The following is a 16,137-nucleotide window of genomic DNA, read 5'->3' as shown; positions in this document are numbered from 1 at the left end:
CTCCTATCAGGCGTGCGCCGCGTTCAGTTCCGGAATGCGGGCGACGGGGAGTTTGCTGCCGCGCAAGGTCATCCAGGTGTTGTAGCCCATGATGCACATACCCGACAGGTACAGCAGGCCACCGGCCACGCGCACCACGTAGTACGGATATGTTGCTTTCACGCTCTCGACAAAGGTGTAGGTCAGGGTGCCGTCCGGATTGACCGCACGCCACATCAGGCCCTGCATCACGCCGGCGATCCACATTGCGGCGATGTACAGCACGATGCCGATGGTGGCCACCCAGAAGTGCACGTCGACCAGACGCGTGCTGTGCATCTGCGTGCGGCCCGCCAGGCGTGGCAGCAGATAGTAGATCGAACCCATGGTGATGAAGCCCACCCAGCCCAGAGCGCCCGCATGCACGTGGGCAACGGTCCAGTCGGTGTAGTGCGACAGCGAGTTGATGGTCTTGATCGACATCATCGGACCTTCGAAGGTGGCGATACCGTAGAACGACAGCGAGACGATCATGAATTTCAGGATCGGATCGGTGCGCAGCTTGTGCCAGGCGCCCGACAGGGTCATGATGCCGTTGATCATGCCGCCCCAGCTTGGTGCCAGCAGGACCAGCGAGAAGACCATACCGATTGATTGTGTCCAGTCAGGCAATGCCGTGTAGTGCAGGTGATGCGGGCCCGCCCACATGTAGGTGAAGATCAGCGCCCAGAAGTGGACGATGGACAGGCGGTACGAGTACACGGGGCGCTCGGCCTGTTTCGGGATGAAGTAGTAGACCATGCCCAGGTAGCCGGCGGTCAGGATGAAACCCACCGCGTTATGGCCGTACCACCACTGGATCATGGCGTCCTGTACGCCCGCATAGGCGGAATACGACTTGGTGAACGAGGCTGGCATGACGGCGCCATTGACCACGTGCAAAATCGTCACGGCCAGGATGTAGGCGCCGAAGAACCAGTTGGCCACGTAGATATGCTTGACCTTGCGCTTGATCAGTGTGCCGAAGAACACGATGGCGTAGGCGATCCAGACGACGGCGATGAGGATGGAGATAGGCCATTCCAGTTCGGCGTATTCCTTGCCGCGCGTCAGGCCCATGGGCAGGGTGACGACGGCGCACAGGATCACTGCTTGCCAGCCCCAGAAGGTGAAGGCGGCCAGTTTGTCGGAAAACAGGCGCACCTGGCAGGTGCGTTGTACAACGTAGTACGAGGTGGCGAACAGGCCGCAGATGCCGAAGGCGAAAATTACCGCATTCGTGTGCAGCGGACGCAAGCGTCCGTATGTCAGCCATGGTATGTCGAGGTTCAGGGCAGGCCAGGCCAACTGAGCGGCGATGATAACGCCAACCAGCATGCCGATGATGCCCCATACCACAGTAGCGACCGCGAATTGCTTCACGATCTTGTAGTTATAGTTCAGCGATTGATCCACAAAGACTCTCCCTGGAATTACTATTTATGATGGTGGCCAGAGAGTAAGTGTTTGACTGCGAAAAAACTTTGATGTGGATCAAAATTCCCCGGATGAAATAAGCATAGCTAACTGACATCGAAATAAATTGTGATTTGGGTAAAAAAAGCCATGCAAGATCCCTGCAAGCGCTGGCTTGATATAGCTTAAAACATGTAGATTAGCAACGGTTTACAGTGGACGGTCCAGTCATGATGAGGGCTAGCCATGAGTCATGCCGATAGCGCGCCAGCGGATGGTGAAGATATTAAGTTGGTTGTGGGAAAGTTCAACGGAACGTCCCTGTTCAGCTACAGCCTGCTCGACTGCCTGCAGCAAATGCCGTCGCCGGGCATCGTCATCTTCGTGCATGGCGTCAATTCCGACGGCGAGTGGTACCGCGCGGCCGAAGCAGGCCTGTGCAAGGGCCTGAACACGCGCATGAAGCGCTGCAACGAGCACCTGTGCCACGCCACGCCCGAGGCCGGACAATTGACGCCGCTGCGCTATCGAAGCGAACTGAGCGATGACGGCTATGTCGATCCCGACTATACGGCCAGCACCTTCATCGTGCCGCAAGCGCATTTCTCGCCCGTGATCCAGTTCCGCTGGGGCTACAAGGCCAGCGACAAGGAATTGCAGCAGTATGGCGATTCGGTCTACCTGAACGAACACGCTTACTGGGGCGGCGGCCCGTTCGCCAATGGCTGCTCCTCGCTGCCGGACCTGTGGGGCGAGGGCTTGTCCGATGCCCTCTTCCTGTTCATCCATATCGAGCATCTGAATCCCGTCAACGACCGCATCGTGTATGCCTGCCCGCCGCGCCCCTACTTCGTGCTGGCCGCGCTGCGCCTGGCGCACCTGGTGGCGGCCATCCGCCGGCAGCAGGCCGACGTGCCCATCACGCTGGTGTGTCACAGCCAGGGCAATATGGTGGGCATCGCTGCCGCGTTTCTGGGTAACAAGATGCCCGACGTGCGGGATGCGGCAGGCAAAAGTGGCCGTTGCGTGGCCGATACTCATGTCTTGTGCAACCCTCCGTACAGCCTGTTGCGCAGAAACGACACCGAAGGCTGGCTGCAGGGGCAAGTCAGGGATGTCGATGGCAATGTGGGCCGGCAAAGCGGCAAGGCGCGCCGCCAGACCCTGGCGGCATTTTTCGACATCGTGCGCGCGGCTGGTTGGGTCTCAGCGCCGAACAGATCAAGGCCACGCGCGGCGACGGTGTGTTTACCCAGCGGGTGTTTGCGCAAGGCTTTCCCGTTGGCCAGCATGGCGATTATGACTATTGGAGCAATCACTATCGCCAGCCCGCGCGGGGCAGCGCCGATTTCTGGCATCCTCATTCGCCGATCTCCAAATACGATCCAGACAAGGGCGTGCGCGCCAGCATCAGCGCGACCGGCAAGGCGGCGAGCGTGCGCACGGCCTCCGCCATGTCGGCCCTCATGAAGATGCTGAAGACCCCCATCAATGCCGTGCCGCCCGACGACTGGCGCATCCCCGTGACGGCGCCCGCCTTGCCGGAAGTGTTTACACCGCAGGCCGTGCGCTTTGGCGTACCCAGCCCGCAGTTCGACCAGAATCTCGATCCGCCTGGCACGCACCGCCATGCGGGCAAGGCACGTCAGAAAGGCGAGCCGTATGCCGATACAAGCGTGGGCGGCACGCCGCAGGGCGACCGCGATACCGAGGCGGCACTGCGCTACGAAGACCATGCCCGCCTGCGCATGAAGGCCCGCCGCGAGAAGCTGGACGGCAATGACGGCAAGGCGATGATGGAAGACGACCTGTCCACCGCCACGCCGGAATATTTGGAATGGCGCAAGCAGGAAATCCAGGGGCAACTGGTGGCGACCTGCGACACGCATGCCACCGACCACTCCACCATCCTGACCAATCCCTGGCACGCGGAAAAGGCGCTGGCGTATGACGTGGCGATTGGGGTGTGTCATATCAGCGAGGAGGCGATGCGGGAATTGAGAGTGATTGCGGATTGGCGATTGTTGAAGGAGCTGGAAAAAAGGGGTAATCCAAACAGAATTTTTCTTGAGTATTTCAAGCTTGGTTTGTTTAAGAAAAAGCCGTTATTGGAGTGGGTTAAAAGTGATGGCAGCACAGGGCGCATGCCTTCTGAAATTGTGGATGAGCGCATGTACAAGCGCCCGGAGACATCCTGATGTACAACTTGATTGCTACTCTTCCGCGCAGGGTGGGCTGGAGCATCTTTGTTTTCAGTCTTGCGTCTGGTATTGCACTTTGGTCGGTATTGCAGGCCCCGCCAGTCGACGTTCCTCTTGAAGAAGGATTGCTGATGAAACGACTATTGTTGATGCCGGCATTGCTGGCGCTTGCCGTGCTTTTTTTAACGTCAGCCTGCGCCAGCAAGACGCCAGTCGCGGCACTGGTTGCCGCCGTCATCCCTGCTGCGCCCGAGCAACCGTACATGGCGCAAGTCGTGGGCGTGCAGTGGCTCAATCCCCTGCAGCGGCGCGACTATCCGACTGAATGGCAACTGTTGTGGACACTGGGCCTGGCGAAGCCAAACAAGGACGATAGCAAAGTGAAAGAGAACCCCGTGCGTTTTGGCAAGGTGCAATCGATAGGCATGATTGCCTATGGTAATGATGGGACAGAAACCTTTAAAGGCTACCATCACAAATACATTACCGAGTTGATTTATCTTTTCCGGGATATCTACTTTTCCTGCAAAGAGTATTTTTACAATGCGCACTCGCTGACCGACAAATCCACGCGCCGCGAACTGGCTGGCATCCACGTTGAATACGCGCTGCCTGCGGGACGTCTCGATCCCATAGAAGCCGGAAAATATGTGCAGGATACAATCAGGCGCGCCTTCAGCATCGGCAACCCCTCCTTCCCCGACTCCTGGACCACAGCCACGCCGCCCGACGTGCGCGTCACCATGGGCGGCGCCAATGCGGGCTTCACGTCCTTGGCGGCGGGCCTGGCCTACCTGCAGGCCAACCCCGACAAGACCGTGTGGGTGATGAACTGGGATGCGCCCAGTTATCCGCCCAAGGATGAGCAGATCAATGAAAACATGGTCTTGCTGGTGCTGGCCGGCCCCGGCTACAAGACGGATCGCGCGCCGCTGGCCTGGCTGGGCTTTCCCGCTACGCGCAAGGTCGCCGATTTCACCGCCGACAAGGGACAGTCCCCGCGCGCCGTGCAGGCGTGGAGCGCTGGCATCGACGCTGCCGCCCGCAATGCGCAATTGAACGACGACGCCATCGGCTACGTCATCCACGATGCGGGTGCCGTCTATCCGTTCTCGTCGGAGCGCATTGGTCCGCTGGCGCAATGCCTGACGCAGCAATTGCCCGACTTCGATTTCAACCGTCAGATCTTCGACATGACGGCCTTGCTGGGCGAGACGGGCGCCGGCACGGCGCTGACCAACGTGGCGCTGGCCATCGCTTATGCGAACCACGTGGGCCGGCCCGTGCTGGTGGCGGGCAGCAGCGACAGCGAGAGTGTGACTGCCGTGGTGGTGGCGCCGCCGGCCGTCGTGCGGCCCATCGACCACGAACAGCCGTGGTTCCGCGCGCGCGGCGGCAATACCGTGTTCTTGCCGTGGTGGGGCCGGCGCTTCGATGCGCGGCCGGGGTCGCAAGGCTATTCGCGTTGAGTGGCCGGAGGGGCGGCCGCTTCCGGCGGCGGCGTATCGTCGTCCTGCAGCACGCGCAGGCCCGGTCCGACGAGGTCGTCGAACTGGCCGCTGTCCGAGGCCGTGAAATACACCCACAGCGCGATGAAGACGACCACGACGCTTAAGGGGATGAGGAGGTACAGTGCTTCCATGTTCAGGCTTTCCGCAAGCGCAGGGCGTTGGCGATGACGACCGCCGAGCTGGCAGCCATGCCGACGCCGGACAGCCAGGGGTTGAGGTAACCCAGCGCGGCGGCCGGGATGGCCGTCAGATTGTACAGGGTGGCCCAGCCCAGGTTTTCGCGGATGATGCGCATGCTGCGCGCCGCCGTTTTCGCCGTGTCGAGCACGGAAACCAATTGGCTCGACAGCAGCACCGTGTCCGCATGCGCCTGCGCCAGCGCGGCGCCGGACCCCATGGCGAACGAGACGTCGGCGCCGCTCAGCACGGCGGCGTCGTTGATGCCGTCGCCGACCATCGCCACGACGGCGCCCGTCGCTTGTAATTGCTGCACGAAATCGAGTTTTTCATCGGGCAGGCATTCGCCGCACGCCGTGTTGATGCCCAGCTGCGTCGCCACGCTTTGCGTCAGCGCTTCCTGGTCGCCACTCAGCAGCACGACTTGCTTGCCGCGCCGCTGGAAATACGCGACCACTTCACGCGCTTCCGGGCGCAGCGCATCGCTGAGCAGGAAACGCGTGAGCCAGCGCCCCTGCGTGCCCAGGTACAGCGGCGTCATGCCTTGCATGCCGACGGCCGTGTCGCCCAGCGGCGGCCCGGCGATGGCGGCGACAAAGGCCGCATTGCCCAGGCGGTAGCGTACGCCATTGATCACGCCTTCGAGTCCCTGGCCCTGCACTTCCTGCAATTGTTCCGCATGCGCGCGCGGCTGCTGTCCTGGCAACACTTCGGCGGCGGCCAGGATCGCCTGTGCCAGCGGATGGGCGCTGCCCGCTTCCAGCGCGGCGGCCACCTGCAGGCAGGCGTCCTCCGTCATGCTGCCGAGTCCCTCGATCTGTTGCAGCACGGGCCGGCCCAGGGTCAGGGTGCCCGTCTTGTCGAAGACGATATGGGTGGCGCGGTGCAAGGTTTCCAGCACATGCGGCTGGACGATCAGCACGCCGCGCCGCAGCAGGCTGTCGGTGGCGGCCGCCAGCGCCGTCGGCGTGGCGAGAGACAGCGCACACGGGCACGACACGACCAGCACGGCGATGGCCACGGGCCAGGCCCGCGACGCATCGTGCCAGCTCCAGAAGGCGAACACGGCGACGGCAAACAGCAGCAGGCCCAGCACGAACCAGGCGGCCACTTTATCGGCCCACTGCGCGATCTGCGGCTTGCCGCTGCCGGCCCGCTCGATCAGTTTCAATAAATCGGACAAGGTGCTTTCGCGCGCCGGTTTCAAGACGCGCAGGATCAATGCCGCGCTGGCGTTGATGGCCCCGCCCGGCACCTGCTCGCCCGTCTTGCGCCGCTGGGCCGCGCTCTCACCCGTCAGCAGCGATAAATCGAGCGCGCTCGTGCCTTCGATGATGACGCTGTCGGCGGCGATTGCCTCGCCCGGTTTGACTAAAATGATGTCGCCCACTGCCAGGCTGCCGGCCGGCACCAGGATGGTGGCGCGGTGGTCGGGAAAGCCCGCCATCAGCGACGCGGAGGCGGGCAAGGCGTGCTGCAAGCGCTCCAGCGCCGAGGCTGCCTTGCGGCGCGCCTGCAGCTCGTAATAGCGGCTGCACAGCAGCAGGAAGATGAACATCGTGGCCGAGTCGTAATACACCTCGCCGCGGCCCGTAAAGGTCGCCACCACGCTGCCGAAGAAGGCCGCCAGGATGCCCAGCGCCACGGGCACGTCCATGCCCAGCGTGCGTGCGCGCAGGCTGGCCCAGGCGCCCTGGAAAAACGGCATGGCGGAATAGCAGATGGCCGGTAAGGTGAGCAGCAGGCTGGCCCAGCGCATCAGGCTGGCCATACTGTCGTCCAGTGTGCCGTCCTCGGCGGCCAGGTAGGCGGGCGCCACGTACATCATCACCTGCATCATCGACAGGCCCGCCACGAACAGCTGGCGGCCCAGGGTCTTGCTGGCCTTTTGCAGGCGCTCGCCATGGCGCACGGCATCATACGGATACGCCGTGTAGCCGACTTGCCGCACGGCTTGCAGGATGTCGCCCGGTTCACATTCGGCGCGGCTCCAGCGCACGTACAGGCGCTCGGTGGCGACGTTCAGGCTGGCCGCCTGCACGCCGGGCAGGCGCGTCAGCTGGCGTTCGATCAGCCAGACGCAGGCGGCGCAGCGGATGCCTTCGACGGACAAGGTCGCTTCGCAGCTGCTGGCGTCGCGCGCGAATTGCGCGTCGTCATTGCTGTACAAACGCAATTCGGGCGGCATCAGGGTGGCATCAAATGCGTTGACGGCGTATTCGTCGCGGTCGCGGTAATACGCGCTCTGGCCGATGTCGACGATGGTTTGCGCCACCGCTTCGCAGCCGGGGCAGCACATGGCGCGCGGCAGTTCGTCGATGGTGACGTGCCAGTTGGAACCGCTGGGCACGGGCAAGCCGCAATGGAAGCAGGCGGACGGTTGTAACACAGCATTCATAGGTTTGTTTTCATGCATCTTTTCATGGATGGCCAGTGACGCACAGGGCGTCGAGCCAGCCCAGCGACACGCCATTCGCGGCGCGCAGCAGGCCCAGCAAGCCAAAGCCCAGCACCAGCAAGCCGCTGGCGATGCGCACGGGACGGCGCTGCATCTGCGCGCGCAGGCGCGTGCCCAGCAAGCCCATGCCCAGCAGCATGGGCAGCGTGCCCAGGCCGAAGGCGGCCATGGCGGCGGCGCCTTGCAGGGCCGAACCTTGCAGCATGGCCGTCAGCAGGGCGCTGTAGACCATGCCGCACGGCACCCAGCCCCACAGGCCGCCCACGGCCAGCGCTTTTAGCGGCGTATCCATCGGCATCAGGGGTTTCAACAAAGGGCGCACGCGGCGCCAGACGATATTGCCGGCCGCTTCCAGATGCGCCAGGCCGCGCCAGGCATCCATCAGGTACAGGCCCAGGGCGACGAGCATCAGGTTGGCCAGCCAGTAGCCGGCCACTTGCAGGGAAGCCATGTGCAGCATGCCCGCGCCCGCCAGGCTGCCGGCCAGTGCGCCAGCCAGCATGTAGCTGGCGATGCGCCCGCCGTTGTAGGCCAGCACGCGCAGCACGTTCGATTGCAAGCTTGTCTGCAATGCGGGGCGCGCCACGGCGATGGCAATCACGGGGCGCGTGGGCGCCGCCGGTGCACCGCCGCTGATCGACAGGGCACCCACGATGCCGCCGCACATGCCGATGCAGTGCACGCTGCCGGCCAGGCCGACCATGAACATGGGCACGAGGCTGAGGGCGTTCATCGGGCGGCGTTACACCGTTTTCGAGTAGCGCAGCGGTTGCACCGCATCCGGCGCCGCGTTGGCGCGGGCTTGCGTCAGGTAGCGGTCGAAGACCATGCAGATATTGCGGATCAGCAAGCGCCCTTTCGGCGTCACCGTCAGCCAGTCTTCCTCGATGACGAGCAAGCCGTCACGGGCCAGTTCGCGCAGCTTTTCCAGCTCGGCGGCGAAATAGCTGCGGAATTTGACGGGGTGGGCTTGCTCGATGGTGGCGATCGACAGTTCGAAATTGCACATCAACATCTGGATGATGATACGGCGCAACAAATCATCGGTATCGAGCTTGATGCCGCGCGCGATCGGCAGCACGCCTTCGTCGAGCTTTTCGTAGTAGGCGTCCAGCGTCTTTTCATTCTGGCTGTAGACGGCGCCGACGGAACTGATGGCCGACACGCCGCAGGCGATCAGATCGGCTTCCGCGCGCGTCGAATAACCCTGGAAGTTGCGGTGCAAGCGGCCCTGGCGCTGCGCCACGGCCAGGTCGTCCGTCGGCTTGGCGAAATGGTCCATGCCGATGTAGACATAGCCGGCGGCCGTCAGGCGCGCGATGCACAGGCCCAGCATGGCCAGCTTGGTGGCGCTGTCGGGCATGTCGGCGTCGAGGATGCGGCGCTGTGGCTTGAACAGGTGCGGCATGTGCGCGTAGTGGTACAGGGCGATGCGGTCGGGGCTGGCGCTGATCACCTTGCGCAAGGTTTCCGTCATGGTCTCCAGGTTTTGCTTGGGCAAACCGTAGATCAGGTCGATGCTGACCGAGCGGAAACCGGCGTCGCGCGCGGCCTGCATGATGGCCACCGTTTCCGCTTCCGGTTGGATGCGGTTGACGGCTTTTTGCACGTCGGCATCGAAATCCTGCACGCCCAGGCTGATGCGGTTAAAGCCTTGTGCGCGCAGCGAAAACACGCGTTCGCGCGACACGGTGCGCGGGTCGATTTCGATCGAATACTCGCCGTCTTCATCGGAAGCGAACTCGAAATGCTGACGCAAATGCAACATCAGCTCATCCATCTGCTTTTCGCTCAGGTAGGTCGGCGTGCCGCCGCCGAAATGCAGCTGCTCGATCTGGTTCATGCCGGCAAACAGCTTGCCCTGCATGGCGATTTCCTGTTTCAGATAGCTGAGATAGGTGGCGGCCTTGCTGCGGTCTTTGGTGATGATCTTGTTGCAGGCGCAGTAGTAGCACAGGGTGTCGCAGAACGGCACGTGCACGTACAGCGACAGCGGACGGCGCCCGCCGCGCATGCGCAGCGCGGCCAGCGCTTCGAGGAAGTTGCCGTAGCCGAAGTCGGCACTGAAACGGTCGGCGGTCGGATATGAGGTGTAGCGGGGGCCGGACTGGCTCATCTTGCCGATGATGACCGGGTCGAATTCGACGACGGCGTCCAGGTCGGCGGAAGCACTGCTGAGTAGTGTAGGCATGATGTGTATAAGGTCTTGAAAGGTGTTAAGCGGCCAGGCGTTTCAGAGCGGCGGGTTTGCCCGTGTTCGCGGCGCCTCCCTTGCCGCCAGGCATGGCGACGCGGCGCGGTGGCGGCATCTTGCCGAAATTGAACAGGCTCACGGCTTGCGACAGGCTGGCCGCTTCTTCCGCCAGGCGCGTGGCGGCGGCGGCGGCTTCCTCCACCAGGGCCGCGTTCTGCTGCGTCACCTGGTCCATGTGGGCGATGGCCTGGTTGACCTGGTCGACGCCGATGCTCTGTTCGCGCGAGGCGATGGAAATTTCCTGCATGATGGCGGTGACTTGCTTGACGGAACTGACCACCTGCTCCATCGTGGCGCCGGCGCGGTTCACCTGCAGCATGCCGGCGCCCACCTTGCCGACGGAAATCTCAATCAGTTGCTTGATGTCCTTGGCTGCCACGGACGAGCGCTGCGCCAGGTTGCGCACTTCACCCGCCACCACGGCAAAGCCCCGGCCCTGTTCGCCGGCGCGGGCCGCTTCCACGGCCGCGTTCAGGGCCAGGATATTCGTCTGGAAGGCGATGCCTTCGATCAGGCCGATGATGTCGACAATTTTCTTCGACGAGGTGTTGATGTCGTCCATGGTGGTGATCACTTCGGAAACGATCTCGCCACCCTGCACCGCCACTTTCGAGGCGGCCACGGCCAGCTCGTTCGCCTGCACCGAGTTGTCCGCGTTCTGTTTCACCGTCGACGAGAATTCCTCGATGCTCGAGGCCGTCTCTTCCAGGCTGGCCGCCTGCGATTCCGTGCGGCCCGAGAGGTCCATATTGCCGGCGGCGATTTGCTTGGTGGCCACGGCCATGGTTTCCACGTTGATACGCACGTCGCGGATGGTGGCGATCAGGTTGCTGTTCATCTGTTGCAGCGCGCGCAGCAATTGGCCCATTTCATCCGTGCTGTCCGTTTCGAAACTGCCCGACAGGTCGCCGGCGGCAATTGCCCGCGCGCCGTTCAGGGCCTTGCCCAGCGGCTTGAGCACGGACATGCGCAAGGTGTACCAGAGGAAAACGTTGATCAGGAAGCCGAACAGGGTGGCGCCGAAGATGGCGTAATTGGTGATCTTGCCGCCGCTGGCGAACAGGCTGATGACGCACACCAGCAGTTGCAGACAGTTGACGATGGAGGTGGCGGCCCAGATGCGCAGGTTGAGCGACATGTGCGTCAGGTTGTGCAGCAGGTGCGCCAGGCCCGGGCGCACGATTTGCCCGTTCTTGATGACAATGTTGCCGCCTTCCTTGTTGCGGATGGCCGCGTAGGCTTCCTCGGTCGCCTTGACCTGATCCTTGTCAGCCTTCACGCGCACCGACATGTAGCCGATGGTCTTGCCTGCTTCGCGGATGGGCGTGACGTTGGCGCGCACCCAGTAAAAGTCGCCGTTCTTGCAACGGTTCTTGACCAGGCCCGTCCACGGCGTGCCGGCCTGGATCGAGGTCCACATGTCGGCAAACGCTTCGGCCGGCATGTCCGGGTGGCGCACGATATTTTGCGGCGAACCGATCAGCTCTGCCTCGCTGAAGCCGCTGACCTGGCTGAAGTACGGATTCACATACACGATATTGCCGTTCATATCCGTTTTCGACACGATGGCCTGATCGTCCAAGACGAGAACTTCACGGTTAGTCACTGGCAAATTTTGGCGCATGGTCGCGGCTTCCTGATCAGTTAAAGAGCTAATTTGTGAGTAAGACTTGCACGATTGCAAGAATGGAGATCAGTGTAAGGAGTCGCCTGCGCAAATTTATTGATGTAGATCAAAATCCTCCAGATTGGTCGTGCTTGCACGCATTTAGGGATAGCAATGCGGCATTGTTTTAAAGCTACTGGTTGCCGGTGGAGGCTAATCCACGCCCGCCGTCAGGGGCCGCAAGCCGCCCACGGCGTAGCCTTGCGCGTAGTCGACGCCCAGTTCGCGGATGATGGCCAGGGTTTCCGCGTTTTCCACGTATTCGGCCACCGTTTTCAAGCCCATGACGTGGCCTACTTCATTGATGGCCTTGACCATGGCGCGGTTGATGGCATTGGTGGCGATGCCGCGCACGAAGATGCCGTCGATCTTTAAATAGTCGACGGGCAGTGCCCGCAGGTAGCCGAACGAGGAAAAGCCGCTGCCGAAGTCGTCGAGCGAGAAGCGGCAACCCATGGCCTTGAGCTGGCGCATGAACACTTGCGCTTTTGGCAGGTTGGCGATGACGGCCGTTTCCGTGATTTCAAAGCAGATTTGTTCGGGCGCAATCGCGTACTGCACGAACTGCGCCGTGATGTAGTCGTGCAGGCCGGGGTCGGCCAGCGACATGCCCGACAGGTTGACGGAATACAGCGCCGGTGCCCGGCGCCGGCTTTCCGCCAGCGCGGCCAAGGGCGGCAGGCTGTCGCGCACGCTCTGGATATGCTGGCAGACGGCGCGGATGACCCAGCGGTCGATGGACAGCATCATGTCGTAGCGTTCGGCTGCAGGAATGAAGGCGCCGGGCAAGATCAGGTCGCCCTTGCCGTTGCGGATGCGGATCAGCACTTCATCATGTTGTTCCGGGCTGTCGCGCAGGTGCACGATGGGCATGGCGTACAGGCGGAAGTAGTCGTGCGTGAACGCTTCGTTCAGGCGTGAAATCCACAGCATTTCGCCATGCCGCTGCGCCAGCATGACGTCCGACTCCTGGTAGACATGGATGCGGTTGCGGCCCTGCTCCTTGGCCAGGTAGCACGCCTGGTCGGCGGCGCTCAGCAGCTCGCTCATGGATTTGCTGTCCTGGTTGATTTCCGCGATGCCGATGCTCACGCCCAGCTCGAAGCTGCGTTCGTCCCAGGCGAAGGGGAATTCGTGGATGGCTTGACGCAGCTGTTCGCCGATCAGGCGCGCATGCTCGAGCGGACAGTGTGGCAGCAGCACGCCCAGCTCGTCGCCGCCGAGGCGCGCCAGGATGTCGCTGTCGCGCATCTTCCCCTGCAGCATCTTGGCCAGCAGTTGCAGCAGCACGTCGCCGGCGCCATGGCCGCAGGTGTCGTTGATGACCTTGAACTGGTCCAGGTCGAGGTACAGCAGCGCATGCGTGTGGCCGCTTTCTTTGGCCGTATGCAGTGCGCCCGCCACCAGGTGTTCGAATTCGCGCCGGTTGATCAGGCCCGTCAGGGCATCGTGCGTGGCTTGCCACGACAATTGCTGGCTCAGCTTGCGTTCGTGGCTGACGTCGCGAAACACGACGACGGCGCCGAGGATCTCACCGTCGCGCGACCAGATGGGCGCGGCGGACTCTTCAATGGCGATGCGCCGGCCTTCGCGCGTGATCAGCTGCGAACGTGGGGAAATACCGATGGCCTGGCGCTGTTGCAGGCAGCGCATGGCCACGTGCTCGCGTGCTTCGCCTGTGCGTTCATCGGCCAGCGGCAAGGTCAGTCCGATGTCCAGGCCCTGTGCCATGTCGCTGCTCCAGCCCGTCAATTGCTCGGCCACGCGGTTCAGGTAGCGCGTCTTGCCCTGCGGATCGGTGGTGATGACGCCGTCGCCGATGGAGCTGAGCGTCACTTCGGCCAGTTCCTTGCGCTCGGCGATCATGAGTTCGCGCAGTATGTGCTCGGTGACATCCCAGATGATGCCCAGGGTGCGCTCGGGATGCCCGGCGCCATCCACGAAGACCTGCGCCTTGGCCGCCAGCCAGTGTTCGCTGCCGTCGGGCCAGATGACCCGGTATTGCAGGGCGTAGCCGCCGCGCCGGCGCACGCCGTCTTGCAGCACTTTGATCACCTTGTCGCGGTCGCTGGCATGCACGCTGTCGAGAAAGCTGCGGAACGGCTGCGTCAGCGCATGTTCTTCCAGGCCCAGCAAGGCGGCACCCCTGGCCGACCAGATGACCGTGCCGTCGATGACCTGGCCAGCGACGATGCGCGAATCCCAGATGGCCATGTGCGCAGCTTCCAGTGCCATCTGTAGACGTTTCTGCTGGTCGCCCATCATCCTCTCCCGACATGGATACAGAATAGATGCGCCGCTGCTGTTTAAGTTCCCGGCGCCTCGGCAGAAGTAGCGGGTGCGGCGCGTGCCATGTCACGCACATTCTTTTGCACGGCCACGGCGGCAAACAGGCTGAGCAGGAATGCCATGGCATAAAAGCCCTTTTCGCTGTTTTGCAGGGTGGCATTCCACAGGCCGGTCAAATAGGTGATGGCGCCGATCAGCGGTGCCGCCCAGGAGGCAGCAATGAAGGCGCTGCTGCGGCGTTGGATGGGGGAAGGCTGCATAGGGTCTCCATGGGCAGGCAGGCGCCGCCGGCATGGCCGGGACGGCCGGCACGGATGCGCCTGCCGCCCCATCAGACCAGAAGGCTTATTTGTTTGGCTTGATCATGCGTAATAAAGCCGACACGGCCGTGACGCCGGCCAGCACCAGGCCACCGGCGATGAGGCCGGCCACCGCGTTGATCAGGCTGGGGGTGACGGCGGCCAGCACGGGGCCGATGCCGGCCACGCCGGCCACCGTTACTTCCGCGTGGTGCAGCATGGTGCTGGCCCACGGCCAGCCGTGCGTCAAAATACCGCCGCCCACCATGAACATCGCCAGCGTGCCCACCACGGACAGGAATTTCATCAGTTTCGGCGCCGCCGACACCAGCATGCGGCCAAATGCGCGCACGCCGTTCATCAGCGCGCCCGCTCCCTTGCGCGCGGCCAGATAAAAGCCCGCGTCATCGAGCTTGACGATGCCGGCCACCAGGCCATACACGCCCACCGTCATGATGAGGGCGATGCCGACGACGACGGCCACCTGCTCGGCGAAGGTGGCCGCGGCCACCGTACCGAGGGCGATGACGATGATTTCCGCCGACAAAATGAAGTCGGTGCGGATGGCGCCCTTGATCTTGTCCTTTTCCAGCGCCACCAGGTCGACCTGCGGGTCGCGCAGCGCCTGTGCCAGCTCGGCCTTGTGGCTGTCATCCGGGTGCAGGTATTTATGCGCGATCTTTTCAAAGCCCTCGAAGCACAGGTAGGCGCCGCCCACCATCAAGAGCGGCGTGATGGCCCACGGCGCAAACGCGCTGATGGCCAGCGCGGCGGGCACGAGGATGGCCTTGTTCTTCAGCGAGCCGACGGCGACGGCCCACACGACGGGCAATTCGCGCTCGGCGCGCACGCCGGCCACTTGCTGCGCGTTCAGGGCCAGGTCGTCGCCGAGCACGCCGGCCGTCTTCTTGGCGGCTACCTTGGTCATCAGGGAAACGTCGTCGAGGATGCTGGCGATGTCGTCGAGCAGGGCCAGCAGGCTGGAGCCGGCCATCTCAGCGCGCTCCCGCAGTGGTGACAGGAAATATTGGAGCGAGGAAAGTGTTGTTTTTCATGATGTTATTCTTGGTTGTACGGCAAGGGGTGACGTGGGTAAGGCATCCTTGCGATCTTACCTCAGGCAGGGCCGGCAGGGCCGCACGGGCCGGGTTAAAATTGCTCCTTGTCAGCATTTTTGGATACCGCATGCACTTTGCCACCTGGATCACCTTTGTCATCGCCGCCTCCATCATTGCCGTTTCGCCCGGCTCGGGCGCCGTGCTGTCGATGTCGCACGGCCTGTCCTACGGGGTCAGAAAGGCCAGCGCCACCATCCTCGGCCTGCAGCTGGGGCTGCTGGTGGTGCTGGGCATCGCCGGCGCCGGCGTGGGTTCCTTGCTGCTGGCGTCCGAAGTGGCGTTCAATATCGTCAAGACGGTGGGCGCCTTGTATCTGATCTACCTGGGCCTGTCGCAGTGGCGCGCCAGGGTGGCGGTGACGGGCGACCTGCATGCCGACGCGGTGGTGCCGTCCATGCGCCGGCGCGTGCTGACGGGTTTTCTGACCAACGTGACGAATCCGAAAGGCATCATCTTCATGGTGGCGGTGTTGCCGCAATTCATCAGCCCCACGGCGCCGCTGCTGCCGCAATTGCTGATCCTGGCCGTCACCATGTGCACGATCGATCAGATCGTCATGCACGGCTACGCTTTCCTGGCATCGTCGATGCAGCGCTTTTTCCGCGATGCCAAGGCCGTGAAGAAGCAGAACCGCTTCTTTGGCGGCTTGCTGATGGCCGTCGGCACGGCATTGTTCTTCGTCAAGCGGGGTGGCCAGGCGGCATCCTGAGTCCAATCAACATGCAAACAT

The 16,137-nt window shown here is 62.9% G+C and carries 13 protein-coding genes; 4 read left to right on the top strand and 9 right to left on the bottom strand.

The window, feature by feature from the left end; genetic code table 11:
• Nucleotides 1–6 precede the first annotated feature (6 nt).
• Complete coding sequence (gene ccoN, locus FJQ89_RS18285; RefSeq protein WP_141171198.1) at nucleotides 7–1,434, bottom strand: cytochrome-c oxidase, cbb3-type subunit I; 1,428 nt, start codon at nucleotides 1,432–1,434, stop codon at nucleotides 7–9.
• Between the two features lie 297 nt (nucleotides 1,435–1,731).
• On the opposite strand from ccoN, the gene FJQ89_RS28500 reads away from it, so the two are divergent.
• The 3 genes from FJQ89_RS28500 (at nucleotide 1,732) to FJQ89_RS18275 (ending at nucleotide 5,104) form a co-directional block, all read left to right on the top strand.
• Entirely contained in the window at nucleotides 1,732–2,904 is a 1,173-nt protein-coding gene (locus FJQ89_RS28500; protein WP_423245218.1) for a T6SS effector phospholipase Tle3 domain-containing protein, read from the top strand.
• Nucleotides 2,889–3,632, top strand: coding sequence for an effector protein Tle3 domain-containing protein (locus FJQ89_RS28495; protein ID WP_243136115.1), 744 nt, complete (start codon nucleotides 2,889–2,891; stop codon nucleotides 3,630–3,632). Before FJQ89_RS28500 ends, FJQ89_RS28495 begins: the two co-directional genes overlap by 16 nt.
• 134 nt (nucleotides 3,633–3,766) lie before the next feature.
• Nucleotides 3,767–5,104, top strand: a complete 1,338-nt coding sequence (locus tag FJQ89_RS18275; RefSeq protein ID WP_341474466.1) for a hypothetical protein — start codon at nucleotides 3,767–3,769, stop codon at nucleotides 5,102–5,104.
• Here FJQ89_RS18275 and ccoS read toward each other — a convergent pair.
• The 8 genes from ccoS to FJQ89_RS18235 form a co-directional block, all read right to left on the bottom strand.
• A complete protein-coding gene (gene ccoS, locus FJQ89_RS18270; RefSeq protein ID WP_141171197.1) occupies nucleotides 5,092–5,277 on the bottom strand; it encodes a cbb3-type cytochrome oxidase assembly protein CcoS in 186 nt (61 codons plus the stop codon). The genes FJQ89_RS18275 and ccoS overlap by 13 nt on opposite strands.
• A 2-nt stretch (nucleotides 5,278–5,279) precedes the next feature.
• Entirely contained in the window at nucleotides 5,280–7,721 is a 2,442-nt protein-coding gene (locus tag FJQ89_RS18265) for a heavy metal translocating P-type ATPase (RefSeq protein ID WP_141171196.1), read from the bottom strand.
• A gap of 22 nt (nucleotides 7,722–7,743) precedes the next feature.
• Nucleotides 7,744–8,514, bottom strand: coding sequence for a sulfite exporter TauE/SafE family protein (locus FJQ89_RS18260; protein ID WP_141171195.1), 771 nt, complete (start codon nucleotides 8,512–8,514; stop codon nucleotides 7,744–7,746).
• A 9-nt stretch (nucleotides 8,515–8,523) separates the two neighbouring features.
• Nucleotides 8,524–9,972: an oxygen-independent coproporphyrinogen III oxidase gene (hemN, locus tag FJQ89_RS18255; protein WP_141171194.1), complete on the bottom strand. Its 1,449-nt coding sequence runs from the start codon at nucleotides 9,970–9,972 to the stop codon at nucleotides 8,524–8,526.
• A 25-nt stretch (nucleotides 9,973–9,997) separates the two neighbouring features.
• Nucleotides 9,998–11,659, bottom strand: coding sequence for a methyl-accepting chemotaxis protein (locus tag FJQ89_RS18250; protein WP_141171193.1), 1,662 nt, complete (start codon nucleotides 11,657–11,659; stop codon nucleotides 9,998–10,000).
• A 195-nt stretch (nucleotides 11,660–11,854) separates the two neighbouring features.
• Nucleotides 11,855–13,936 carry an EAL domain-containing protein gene (locus tag FJQ89_RS18245; protein WP_243136114.1) on the bottom strand — a complete coding sequence of 694 codons (2,082 nt, stop codon included), beginning with the start codon at nucleotides 13,934–13,936 and terminating at the stop codon, nucleotides 11,855–11,857.
• Between the two features lie 71 nt (nucleotides 13,937–14,007).
• Nucleotides 14,008–14,250 carry a YiaA/YiaB family inner membrane protein gene (locus FJQ89_RS18240; RefSeq protein ID WP_141171192.1) on the bottom strand — a complete coding sequence of 81 codons (243 nt, stop codon included), beginning with the start codon at nucleotides 14,248–14,250 and terminating at the stop codon, nucleotides 14,008–14,010.
• An 85-nt stretch (nucleotides 14,251–14,335) separates the two neighbouring features.
• Nucleotides 14,336–15,283, bottom strand: a complete 948-nt coding sequence (locus tag FJQ89_RS18235) for a DUF808 domain-containing protein (protein WP_141171191.1) — start codon at nucleotides 15,281–15,283, stop codon at nucleotides 14,336–14,338.
• Nucleotides 15,284–15,474: 191 nt separating this feature from the next.
• Here FJQ89_RS18235 and FJQ89_RS18230 point away from each other — a divergent pair, with 191 nt between their 5' ends.
• On the top strand, nucleotides 15,475–16,116 hold the full coding sequence (locus tag FJQ89_RS18230; RefSeq protein WP_141171190.1) for a LysE family transporter: 642 nt from the start codon (nucleotides 15,475–15,477) through the stop codon (nucleotides 16,114–16,116).
• The last annotated feature ends 21 nt before the right edge of the window (nucleotides 16,117–16,137 follow it).

It is taken from the genome of Janthinobacterium tructae (genome assembly GCF_006517255.1).
GTDB classification, from domain to species: domain Bacteria; phylum Pseudomonadota; class Gammaproteobacteria; order Burkholderiales; family Burkholderiaceae_D; genus Janthinobacterium; species Janthinobacterium tructae.
Note: the sequence above shows the minus strand (reverse complement) of the source record. Positions and strands in the feature narration are given on the sequence as shown.

What these genes read in the sequence shown, in the direction of transcription:
- ccoS (WP_141171197.1), bottom strand. Translation starts at nt 5,277, where the DNA reads ATGGAAGCACTGTACCTCCTCATCCCCTTAAGCGTCGTGGTCGTCTTC.
- FJQ89_RS18240 (WP_141171192.1), bottom strand. Translation starts at nt 14,250, where the DNA reads ATGCAGCCTTCCCCCATCCAACGCCGCAGCAGCGCCTTCATTGCTGCC.
- FJQ89_RS18250 (WP_141171193.1), bottom strand. Translation starts at nt 11,659, where the DNA reads ATGCGCCAAAATTTGCCAGTGACTAACCGTGAAGTTCTCGTCTTGGAC.
- FJQ89_RS18245 (WP_243136114.1), bottom strand. Translation starts at nt 13,936, where the DNA reads ATGGCACTGGAAGCTGCGCACATGGCCATCTGGGATTCGCGCATCGTC.
- FJQ89_RS18235 (WP_141171191.1), bottom strand. Translation starts at nt 15,283, where the DNA reads ATGGCCGGCTCCAGCCTGCTGGCCCTGCTCGACGACATCGCCAGCATC.
- FJQ89_RS18265 (WP_141171196.1), bottom strand. Translation starts at nt 7,721, where the DNA reads ATGAATGCTGTGTTACAACCGTCCGCCTGCTTCCATTGCGGCTTGCCC.
- FJQ89_RS18260 (WP_141171195.1), bottom strand. Translation starts at nt 8,514, where the DNA reads ATGAACGCCCTCAGCCTCGTGCCCATGTTCATGGTCGGCCTGGCCGGC.
- FJQ89_RS18275 (WP_341474466.1), top strand. Translation starts at nt 3,767, where the DNA reads ATGAAACGACTATTGTTGATGCCGGCATTGCTGGCGCTTGCCGTGCTT.
- FJQ89_RS28495 (WP_243136115.1), top strand. Translation starts at nt 2,889, where the DNA reads ATGTCGGCCCTCATGAAGATGCTGAAGACCCCCATCAATGCCGTGCCG.
- hemN (WP_141171194.1), bottom strand. Translation starts at nt 9,972, where the DNA reads ATGCCTACACTACTCAGCAGTGCTTCCGCCGACCTGGACGCCGTCGTC.
- FJQ89_RS18230 (WP_141171190.1), top strand. Translation starts at nt 15,475, where the DNA reads ATGCACTTTGCCACCTGGATCACCTTTGTCATCGCCGCCTCCATCATT.